Source organism: Pseudomonas sp. (assembly GCF_051660785.1).
Taxonomy (GTDB): Bacteria; Pseudomonadota; Gammaproteobacteria; order Pseudomonadales; family Pseudomonadaceae; genus Aquipseudomonas.
The window spans coordinates 1-11,380 of sequence record NZ_JBOFQE010000011.1 but is presented as its reverse complement, the minus strand read 5'-3'; the positions used below and the strand labels follow the sequence as shown (position 1 = coordinate 11,380).

Below are 11,380 nucleotides of genomic sequence, written 5' to 3'. Positions count from 1 at the left end.
GGGCGGTAGACGCTGGATGACCCGCCATGGGTCATTATTTTTTCATTGAATGCTTCGCGGGTGCTTTTTGCCATGGAAATCGATGCGCTGTTGCGGATACTGGCTGATCGGAATGGATCCGATCTTTATTTTTCCACCGGTGCACCACCCAGTGCCCGATTTGACGGCGTGCTCAAACCCCTGACCGATCAGCCGTTCAAACCGGGAGAAGTCGCGGCGATTGCCGAGTCCATCATGGACGCCGAACAGCGTCTGGAGTTCGATCGGGAACTGGAGATGAACCTGGCGATCTCTTTGGCCGGTGTCGGGCGCTTTCGGGTCAATATCTTCAAACAACGCAACAATGTGTCGATCGTGGCGCGCAACATCAAACTCGACATTCCGCGATTCGAGGACCTCAAGTTACCCGCGGTGCTGCTCGAAACCGTGATGCTCAAGCAAGGACTGATACTGTTCGTGGGCGCCACCGATTCCGGCAAGTCTACCTCACTCGCGGCGCTGATCGATTACCGCAACCGTCACAGCGCCGGCCACATCGTCACCATTGAAGACCCGATCGAGTACATCCACCGTCACAAAAAGTCGATCATCAACCAGCGCGAGGTCGGCGTCGATACCCGCAGTTTTCATGCCGCGTTGAAAAATACCCTGCGTCAGGCACCGGACGTGGTGCTGATCGGCGAAATCCGTGATCGCGAAACCATGGAGCATGCGCTGGCGTTTGCCGATACTGGCCATCTGGTGATCTCCACGTTGCACGCGCACAACGCCAATCAGGCGCTGGACCGCATCATCAATTTCTTTCCTGAAGAGCGTCATACCCAGCTGCTGCACGACCTGGGCAACAACCTCAAGGCATTCGTGTCCCAACGATTGGTGCGTACACTTGACGGGCAGCGCAGGGCGGCAGTGGAAGTGATGTTGGGAACACCGACGATTGGTGACTTGATAAGGAGCAATGAACTGGACGAACTTAAAAACATCATGGAAAAGTCCGCAGAGTCAGGGATGCAGACTTTCGATGGCGCACTGTATGCACTGGTGGTGGAAGGCGTGATCAGTGAGGAAGAGGCGCTAAAACATGCGGACTCGCTGAGTAATCTGAAACTGCGTCTCAAACTTTATGGAAGTGGAACATCTACTGTTAGTGCACCCGGTGGTGACTGGGGCTTGATGGATTGATGTGTTGGTAAGGTCAGTGGTTGTGAAATGTTGTCTTATGAATTTTTGCTGTTTAGTTATTCGTGGATGAGTAAGGATTCGCATCCGTTTAATTAATCAGCGAATTTAGTTCATAAGGTTGTTTTATGTCTGTGAAGTTAAAATATAAAACCTGTCCGATGTCCGGGGCGGTTTCCGAGTTGCAATATCAGTGGTTAAAGGCCGACGCTGCTGAGCGACAGATGGTAGTGGGTTTATTGAAAAGTGTCTTCGAGGATCAAGAGGATGAAGGGCCCTACAATTGGCAAGGTTATGAATTTGAGTTGGCAAAAGGGTCTTCGCTTTATGAACTACACATGCCTGGCCGAGTGGCTTGGAACACCTTGGCCAATTACACGGTGGTGATGGATGAGCTCCGTCGCCATCGCCCCGAGAACATGGCGGCAACTCGTATTAATGACACCGGCCGCCTGGAAATATACAGGTCAGAAACGACGGTGTGGGAACCCGTTGATGTGAATGTCGCCCAGGGATCCCACTACTACAAGAAGTTGGTGGTGATCGGGGATATCGCCAAACAGGCCGGTGGTTATATCTATACTGAGGACTTTGTTTATGTGGATCAATGGCTGAAGTTTCATGGGCTGGCCGTCCCGAAGAATGCAAGTGAAACCCGAAACCTTATCAGGCTATTCGAATTTGATCCGGAAGTTGATGAGCTGGGTAACTATTGGGGGCAACTTGTTGCAGATGATCCGTCGTTAGTCGTATTGTCGGCTGAACAACACGCAGCCATTCAGCAGGCCACTGCCAAACTTATAGGCAGGAACACGAAACTGCTCGACAAGCTTTACCGCGATACGGGTCGCGTCATTGCAACGCCGGATAATGCCGACGAGCGAATTGTTCAGTTGGTCAAACATCCGGTGGCTCAGGCTTGTGCCAGAAAACTCATCGAGGAGTTGGGCTGGTTCGGTGCGCAATCCGGGCAAGGTGCCACTTCTATCGACCTCCAGCAACTATTGATAACGACTGTCTTACTGGACCTTTATCCGTCGTTCGCCAGTTCTCGCAACCACAAGAATATCGGTGGGTTCGCCTTGTATGCCCCGGACAACGTCGAGCGGTCGCCGGCCATTGTGCGCGAGAATCTGCAGGCTTTTCTCTATACCAAAGGCTGGGTTGATCCTGCGGTGGCGCCGCTGGCCTCGCACTTGCTGCTGGCGGAAATCGCGCCGGAATTTCTGGTCAGAGGCGTTCCATCTTCGTTGACACTGGGCTCTGTTGCCTGGGTGTGCTTCTGCCGGGGTGTTGCGCTGGTGGAAGCGGTCAAAAAAGGTGCATCGCGGGTGCTGACCTACGCTCAGATTATGGCGTACGCCGAACTGGAACCTGTCAGCACGCCGCTGTCTCGCCTGTGGGACCTGGCAATGATCGATCCGATCATTGACTGGGCGCTGATCAATGGCGTGGTCAGTTCAAGCGAACTCACGCAAGCGACGACGCAAACCACAGAGCGGGCAATTGCCGCCTTTGAGGCGTTCACAGAGCAGTTCACCCATTTGGCACGGGTGTATTCCGTTCCCATGCCCGACAGGAAAACCATTGCACGGGAAGCGTTGCAACGAGCAGCCCCCGATTGTGATTTCCTCGACAATAAAGTTATTTACCAGCATCCGGGCCTGGGTGCATCGCCCACCGCCATGTCCATGGTCGAGCTGCATATGTCTGGTGACCTGCATTTGTCACATCATCAGACGAATCGCCAGTGGGATCTGCGTGCTGTTTTCCCCGACAGCGTTATTTCAAAAACGCCTGATTTGCACTCCGGTGTAACCAATTACAAACGGCCCACCTACTATGATCCTTCCGTCGTCAGCATTTATCGCCGTTTTCCAGGGCTGCGGACTCTGACGCCCAACATCACTGAATTCCATCGCCAACTGCACGATTATCTTGGCAATTTGAACAAAGCGCTCGTGACCAATATCACATTGGCGCTTGCACATATGCTTCCCCATGATCTGGAAGCCTTCCTGAAAGGAAAAATCACCTTCTTCACCATTCGCCCTCAGGCGACAGAGACAGAGACTTACTTCACAGCATTGCCGGTGCCTGTTTATACGACTTACGAAACCCAGCGAAACAAGGATGCTGTCAGGGGCCGCTTTGGCATCGTAATGTGTGCTACGTACGCAAACACGGTGGTGTGTTATGAGTTGTTTGCCTTGCGCGGTGAGCTGCGGAAAAACAACGCTCTCGGTGCGCTCATCACCGCGACTGGAAAATTGCAGGCTGCCGCCAGAATGGATTTCAACGGCGACCTGAATGCGCCAGTGGTCCCCACACCTCTCGAATCTCTGCCACTCACCCTTGACGAGTACATCGACGGGGCTATGGCAGAGAGTTACGCCAGCAGCATGGCGATTATTGACAAGCTGGGTGAATTGTCTGAGCCAACGTCTGTGGTTGCGCGGCAGCAGAGTACTTACAGGAACTTTGGCAATCCGCAGCTTGTGCGAATCGCCGAGTTCATTCTGAACAATCATCCGTTCAGGACTTTTGGCGAAATTGAGTCAATGGCCACTGAACCGACAGCGCTCGAAAGCGAACGTAAAAAGGGCGAGGAAACTGCGGATTACATAGTGAATCTGGTGGTTCCTTTCAAAAAATGCATCGAGGATTTATCTTCCGGTGAGCACAACAAGGTGGTCGACGGCGTCTATGGATGCGTCATGGACGCTATTGCTGTGGGAGGTGCCTTTGTGGGGGTAGGTGCCAAAGCACTGAGCATCTCGTCGAAGGCTGTTGCCCTGTCCTCCAAAGCTACGCGCCTGACCAGGCTTGCCTTCGTGACATCCGTTTCCCTGTTCAATCCCGTGGATGACGTGCCGACGGTGTTTTATGGTGCAGGAAAACTCATCCATAAAGGCGCATTACGTCTGAGCAGGCAGGCTGAAGAGCTCCTTGCTCTGGCGAAGTCACAGTTGGGCAGACTCCATGGCAGTCATAAATCCTATGATCTGGTCCGCGCAGCCAATAATGCCCATTCCGGGATGGGAAGCTGGCAGCCCCGCGGCGCAATCGGTGATCCGCTCACGGTGGTGGCGGCACGCAACAATTTCCAATGGTATGCCCTCGACCGCCTCGGCAAGCCCTGGGGGCCGAAACTGGACAACTTTGCCTTTGTCTCCCCTGTCCTGTTGCCGCGGGCTCCCAAGACATTGCCTGTCAGCTATACCGGCCAGTTCATTGAACAAAGCTTGCCGCGGGCCCGTACGAAAATCGAAAACGCGATCAATGCCTTGACCCGGAGTGACTTTGAGGCGGAACGCCGTTCAGTCGCCAAGCTGCTGCTGGGAAGCGACTCGGACGATGTCGTTAATCGGTTTTTGAATTATCTGAGAGCGGTCAGGGCAGACTTCGCGGGTGTTTCGCTCAGTAACTTTCTACTCGACCCGCTCAAGCATACTCAACACCTTGCCGCTTTCGACAAGAGCGCCTATCAGCAATGGAAAAGTGCAACCGGGCAATCCGGCACGAAGTTCATTGAGATCTATACCCCCAATCTCAACAGGCACTTCGTCGGGCTGGGCTTCAACCATGACGTCGTGGCTGACGACTTGATCCATGAGCTGTTTCACGGACCTGCGCAGATCGGTGATGTCTGTTATGCCCGCGACGCCGGCGGTGTTGACGGTGGACAGTCGCTGGACATCGCTGCGTTGCTGAACCTTGCGTCCGGGCAACTGGCTGTTACCGATGAGGGCAATGCCCGCCATGCCAGCTCCAAAGCCCTTGAAAACGCTGACTCGCTGGCTGTGGCCACTTCACTGTTGGGCCAGCTGCATACGGACAAGGTTGGCTACGAACGCAACATGACTACCCTGCGGCGCGCACTGGCAGCCAGTCCCGATAGCGCAATCGATTCTCCGGTTCTGATCACGCTGAACAACCCGCAGATGACTGCTCAGTCGCCTGCACATGGCACCGGCAGGCCCGGTGCGATCGTTCAGTAAGACCGTTTAATAAGCCAGTTCCGGCCGATCCCGAAATTGCTCCAGCGCCTCGGGATTGGCCAATGCATCGGTGTTTTTCACCTTCTGCCCGTGCACCACATTGCGCACGGCCAGCTCAACAACCTTGCCGCTGATGGTCCGAGGAATGTCGGTCACTGCGACAATCTTCGCCGGTACATGCCGGGGCGTGGTGTTGGCGCGGATGACCTGGCGAATCTGCTGCTGCAAGGCTTCATCCAGCTCGACGCCGTCGCGTAACTTCACGAACAGCACCACCCGCACATCGTCCTGCCATTGCTGACCGATGGCCACGCTGTCCAGCACCTGCGGGACTTTCTCCACCTGACGATAGATTTCCGCCGTGCCGATGCGTACGCCGCCGGGGTTGAGCACCGCGTCCGAGCGGCCGTGGATCATCATTGCGCCGTGGTGCAATTGCTCGGCGTAATCGCCCTGGGACCAAACGCCGGGGAACTGACTGAAATAGGAAGCGTGCAGCTTCTCTTGCTGCGGGTCGTTCCAGAAGCCGATGGGCATCGCCGGGAAGTGCCGGGTGCAGACCAGTTCACCTTTTTCGCCGATCACAGGCTTGCCGTCGTCGTTCCAGACTTCCACCGCCATGCCCAGGCTCTTGCCCTGGATTTCGCCACGGCGCACGGGCTCAAAAGGGTTGCTGTTCACAAAGCATGAAACGATGTCGGTGCCGCCGGACATCGAGGCCAGGCACAGCTCACTCTTGAAATCGCGATAGACAAAATCGTAGCTCTGCGGTGAAAGCGCGGAACCGGTGCAAAGCAGGGTCTTCAGGCTGCTCAGGTCATGGCTTTCGCGGGGTTTGACGCCGTTGGTTTCCAGGGTCGCAAGGAATTTGGGACTGGTGCCGAAGACGCTGATGCGTTCATCGTCGATCAGGTCGATCAAGCGCTGAGGCTCTGGATGAAACGGCGAGCCGTCGTACAGCACCACCGCGCTGCCCACGGCCAGGGCCGAAACCAGCCAGTTCCACATCATCCAGCCACAGGTGGTGTAGTAGAACAACCGGTCGCCGGGGCCGAGATCGCAATGCAGTCCGTGTTCCTTGACGTGTTGCAGCAGCACGCCGCCGGTGCTGTGGATAATGCATTTCGGCACGCCGGTGGTGCCGCTGGAATAGAGGATGTACAGCGGATGGGCGAAAGGCACCGGGACGAAATCCGGCTCGCCGCCGATGTCGTAGAAATCATCCCACAGTGTGACGTTGGCCCGCGTGTGGAAATGCTCGATGTGCGCCTGTGGCCGGGCATACGGCACGACGATCAACTGCTGCAAGGACGGCAGGCGTTCGAGGATTTCATTGACCTTGGCGGTCTGGTCGATGTCCTTGCCGGCATAGCGGTAACCGGCGCAGGTGATCAGTACTTTCGGCTCGATCTGGCCGAAGCGGTCGATGACGCCTTGGGTGCCGAAGTCCGGTGACGAGCAGGACCAGATCGCCCCCAGGCTGGTGGTGCCGAGCATGGCCACCAGGGTTTGCCAGGTGTTGGGCATGCACGCAGCGACGCGGTCGCCGAGGCCGACGCCGGCAGCTTTCAGACTGTTTTGAAAACCGGCGACATGCTCGGCCAGTTCGCCCCAGGTCAGGTGTTCACGCTGGCCGTTCTCGCCAATGGCGATGACCGCTATGGCATCGTCGCGACGGCGCAGCAGGTGTTCGGCGAAGTTCAGGCTGGCGCCCGGGAACCACTGGGCGCTGGGCATTTGTGGGCCTTCCACCAGCACTGCGTCCGGTTGATCATGGAAACGGATGTCGAAGAAGTCGACGATCGCCTGCCAGAATGCGACCCGCTGATCGATGGACCATTGGTGCAGGGCAGGGTAGTCGTCGAGGTGGACTTTGTGCCGCTTGATAATGAAGCGCCGGAAGGCGTCCATGCGGGTATTGCTGATGCGCTCGGCGCTGGGTTGCCACAGGATGTCGGACATGGCTTGCCTCTTTTTTCTTATGCGTACACACAGGCTACTGTGGAGCAGGCTTCTGTGGCGAGGGAGCTTGCTCCCGTTCGGCTGCGCAGCAGTCGCATGTGTTTCAAAGCGACCACTTTTTGGGGCGGCTTCGCCACCCAGCGGGAGCAAGCTCCCTCGCCACAGGGGTGTTGAATGATTACTGCGCCAACCACCCACCATCAATATTCCACGCCGCGCCACGCACCTGGCTACCGGCCTCACTGCACAGGAACAACACCAGCTCACCCAATTGCGGCGGGGTGACGAATTCCAGCGACGGCTGTTTCTCCGCCAGCAAATCATGCTGCGCCTGTTGCGCCTCGACCCCGGTGGCGATGCGATCATCAATCTGCTTCTGCACCAGCGGCGTCAACACCCAACCCGGACAAATGGCGTTGCAGGTGACATTCGTCGTAGCCGTTTCCAGCCCGACCACCTTGGTCAAACCGATCACGCCATGCTTGGCCGCCACGTACGCAGCTTTACCTACCGAACCGACCTGACCGTGCACCGAGGCGATGTTGATGATTCGCCCCCAACCCTTGGCGCGCATGCACGGCAGGCTCAAACGGGTGCTGTGGAACACCGACGACAGGTTGATCGCAATGATCGAATCCCAGCGCTCCACCGGGAACTCTTCCACCGGCGCCACGTGCTGGATGCCGGCGTTGTTCACCAGAATATCCACGCCACCGAACTCACGCTCGGCATAGGCGATCATGTCGGCGATCTGCGCTGGATCGCTGACGTCGGCCGGATGATGACCAACCTTGCCACCGAATTGCTCTACTTCGGCAATGACCTTGGACGCATCGCCGAAACCGTTGAGGATCAGATTGGCGCCAGCCTTGGCCAGGCTCAGGGCGATGCCCAGGCCAATGCCGCTGGTGGAACCGGTGACCAGTGCGGTCTTGCCCGAAAGAGTCGTCATGAATACCTCACACAATGCCAGTGGCGTAGAAAGTACCGATCACCACAAAAACCGCCAGGGTCTTGATCAGCGTAATACAGAAAATGTCTTTGTAGGCTTCGCGGTGGGTCAGGCCCGTGACTGCCAGCAAGGTAATCACCGCGCCGTTGTGCGGCAGGGTGTCCATGCCGCCACTGGCCATCGCGGCCACCCGGTGCAGGACTTCCAGCGGGATGTTGGCAGCATGGGCCGCGGCGATAAAGTCATTGGCCATGGCCGCCAGCGCAATGCTCATGCCGCCCGAAGCAGATCCGGTGATACCGGCCAGCAAAGTTACGGTAATCGCTTCATTGACCAGCGGATTGGGAATGCTCTTGAGCCAGTCGGCCAGCACCAGGAAACCCGGCAAGGAGGCAATCACCGCACCAAAACCGTATTCAGATGCGGTGTTCATCGCCGCCAGCAACGAACCGCTGACCGCACTTCGACTGCCCTCGGCCAGCTTGCCGCGAATCGCCTGGAAGCCGAACACCAGCACCATGATGATGCCCACCAGCAAGGCGGCCTGAACCGCCCAGATCGCCGTGAGCTTGGCGATTTCGGTGGTTACCGGCGCGGCCATGCCTGGCAGCGCAAGGCTGTGGGTCTTGCCGTACCACTGCGGAATCCACTGGGTAAACAGCAGGTTCATGATCCCCACCGCCAGCAGCGGCGACAGGGCGATCCACGGGTTTGGCAGTTTGATGTCGGGCGCGGTTTCCGGCTCGTTGCGCAGTTCGGTGCCATAGCCTTCACCGCTAAGCAGAGCCTTGTTGCGCTGACGCTGCAGAAACAGCATGCCGGCGCAGACCACGAAGATCGAGCCGATCAAACCCAACCACGGCGCCGCCCACGCGGTGGTGTTGAAGAAGGTGCTGGGAATGATGTTCTGGATCTGCGGGGTGCCGGGCAGGGCGTCCATGGTGAACGAGAATGCACCGAGGGCGATGGTCGCCGGAATCAGCCGCTTGGGGATGTTGCTCTGGCGGAACATTTCAGCAGCAAACGGGTAGACCGCAAACACCACCACAAACAGCGAAACACCGCCGTAAGTGAGCAGGGCGCAGACCAGCACGATCACCAGCATGGCTTGGCGAGTGCCGAGCAGCCGAATCGCTGCCGCGACGATGGAGCGCGAGAAACCCGACAGCTCGATCAGCTTGCCGAACACTGCGCCGAGCAGGAACACCGGGAAATACAGTTTGATGAAACCGACCATTTTTTCCATGAACACCCCGGTGAAGGCTGGGGCGACGGCGGAAGGGTCGGTGAGCAGAACAGCGCCGAGGGCGGCAATCGGGGCGAAGAGAATAACGCTGTAGCCACGGTAGGCCGCGAGCATCAGCAGCGTGAGGGCTGCCAAGGCAATGATCACACTCATGGTGTGTCTCCTGGATTGTTATTTTTGTAGGGTGAGTCTTTTGTGGGAGAGGGCTTTAGCGAGATTCGTGCCAGACACTTAAGTCATTGAAATATAACGATATATGTCATTTTTAATAGCCGTTGTTGATAAATTTGTCTCTGATGTGAGACTTGCGTGGGTTGCAATGGCCTCATCGCGAGCAGGCTCGCTCCCACAGGGGGACCGAGTTACCTCGAAGAATGCGGTCCAATGTGGGAGCGAGCCTGCTCGCGATGGCCTATCTACCAATAGAGATTTATGTCTCTTTATGGAGACTCGGCTATCCCCAGAGCGACCATCTTCTTATACAAAGTCGACCGTCCCAGCCCCAACCGCGCCGCCGCTTCAATCACCTTGCCCCCGCATTGCGCCAGGGCCGACTCAATCAACTGCCGGTCAAACCGCTCCCGCGCTTCGCTGAACGTCTCATGCGCAATCGCCTCGATCATTCGTGGCGCCGCACGTTCAACCGGCGTAAACGTACCGATCGCCGCGCGGATATCTGCGGCATTCAACACCAGGTCATCACTGAGCAACGCCGCGCGTTCCAGCACATTGCGCAGTTCGCGGATATTCCCTGGCCAGGCGTGTTGCCCCAGCAATTCCAGCGCTTCGGTGTTCAACTCATGCTGACTGCGCAGTTCTTCGAGGATCGCTTCGCTGAGCGCCGGCAAGTCGTCGAGGCGATCACGCAGGGGCGGCACGTTGATCGGCAGCACGTTGAGTCGGTAATACAAGTCTGCGCGAAATTCGCCGCGCTTGATCGCCGCTTCCAGGTCCGTGGAGGTGGCCGCAATCACGCGCACATCGCTCTGAATCACTTCATTGGAACCGACCGGCTCGAACTCCTTTTCCTGCAACACGCGCAGCAACTTGCTTTGCAGCGGCAGTGGCATGTCGCCGATTTCATCGAGAAACAGCGTGCCGCCCTGAGCGATCTGCAATTTACCGATCCGGCCCTTGCGATCGGCGCCGGTGAAGGCACCGGGCGCGGTGCCGAAGAACTCGGCTTCCAGCAACGCTTCGGGGATCGCCGCACTGTTGATGCTGACGAAGGCTTTGTGCGCACGCGGCGAAGCACCGTGGATCGCCTGAGCCAGCAGCTCTTTGCCGGTGCCGGTTTCGCCGAGTAGCAAAACAGGGGATTCCGCGCTGGCACTGCGTCGGGCACGGCGTTTGACTTCGAGGCTGGCGGCGCTGGTGCCGATGAAGTGCGCGAAGTTGTACTTGGTCTGCCGCGACCGCAGCAGCGAGCGGGTGGACGCCAGTTCTTCCTGCATGCTCATGTAGCGCTTGAACATCGGCGAGAGGCTGCGCAATTCGTCGAACAGCGCAAACCCGATGGCGCCGATCACCACGCCGGCGTCGTCGTGAATCGGCAGGCGCATCACCACCAATGGTTCTTTGGGGGTGTCTTGCATATCGAGCAGGATCGGCCGACCGGTGCGCACCACCTCGCGCAACAGACTACCCGGGATCACACTTTCGCAGGCCTTGCCGATCGCCACTTCCGCCGATTCCAGGCCGAAACGCCGGGCATAGCGCTCATTCATCCAGACGATGTTTGCATCGCGGTCGACAATCACCGTGCCTTCGCTGGACTGCTCGATGATCTCGAACAACGAACGGATCGCCAGCAAGCGAACGCGCTGATAGTCCTTGAGGCTTTCGGTGGTGTTCATAGAGGTCAGATCCGGAATATGTATTGTCGTGGAGGGCCCTATCGCTAGCAGGCTAGCTGTGATCTCTCTGTAGGTTGTTCACTCGGGGCTTTTCCGGGAAATTGGAGGTGCGAACCAAACCAAGTACCTGGAGGCCCCGAGTGAACACTCATAAAAATGCCCGATTAACCGTTTCTGGTCGAGC

At 57.4% G+C, this 11,380-nt stretch carries 6 protein-coding genes; 2 read left to right on the top strand and 4 right to left on the bottom strand.

Translation table 11 applies throughout. The features are described 5' to 3' along the window. The first annotated feature begins 72 nt into the window (after nucleotides 1-72). Together ACRC4F_RS03205 and ACRC4F_RS03200 are read left to right on the top strand one after the other, a co-directional pair. Complete coding sequence (locus tag ACRC4F_RS03205; RefSeq protein WP_438658052.1) at nucleotides 73-1,182, top strand: PilT/PilU family type 4a pilus ATPase; 1,110 nt, start codon at nucleotides 73-75, stop codon at nucleotides 1,180-1,182. Nucleotides 1,183-1,307: 125 nt separating this feature from the next. Beyond that, complete coding sequence (locus ACRC4F_RS03200; protein ID WP_438658051.1) at nucleotides 1,308-5,180, top strand: hypothetical protein; 3,873 nt, start codon at nucleotides 1,308-1,310, stop codon at nucleotides 5,178-5,180. Between the two features lie 6 nt (nucleotides 5,181-5,186). On the opposite strand, the gene ACRC4F_RS03195 is transcribed toward ACRC4F_RS03200, so the two are convergent. From ACRC4F_RS03195 to ACRC4F_RS03180, 4 genes are all read right to left on the bottom strand, one after another. Continuing rightward, a complete protein-coding gene (locus ACRC4F_RS03195) occupies nucleotides 5,187-7,142 on the bottom strand; it encodes an acetoacetate--CoA ligase (RefSeq protein WP_438658050.1) in 1,956 nt (651 codons plus the stop codon). 178 nt (nucleotides 7,143-7,320) lie between these two features. Further along, complete coding sequence (locus ACRC4F_RS03190; protein WP_438658049.1) at nucleotides 7,321-8,094, bottom strand: 3-hydroxybutyrate dehydrogenase; 774 nt, start codon at nucleotides 8,092-8,094, stop codon at nucleotides 7,321-7,323. Between the two features lie 7 nt (nucleotides 8,095-8,101). Further along, on the bottom strand, nucleotides 8,102-9,493 hold the full coding sequence (locus ACRC4F_RS03185; protein ID WP_438658048.1) for a GntP family permease: 1,392 nt from the start codon (nucleotides 9,491-9,493) through the stop codon (nucleotides 8,102-8,104). Between the two features lie 287 nt (nucleotides 9,494-9,780). Beyond that, on the bottom strand, nucleotides 9,781-11,196 hold the full coding sequence (locus ACRC4F_RS03180; protein WP_438658047.1) for a sigma-54 interaction domain-containing protein: 1,416 nt from the start codon (nucleotides 11,194-11,196) through the stop codon (nucleotides 9,781-9,783). Nucleotides 11,197-11,380: the final 184 nt, after the last annotated feature.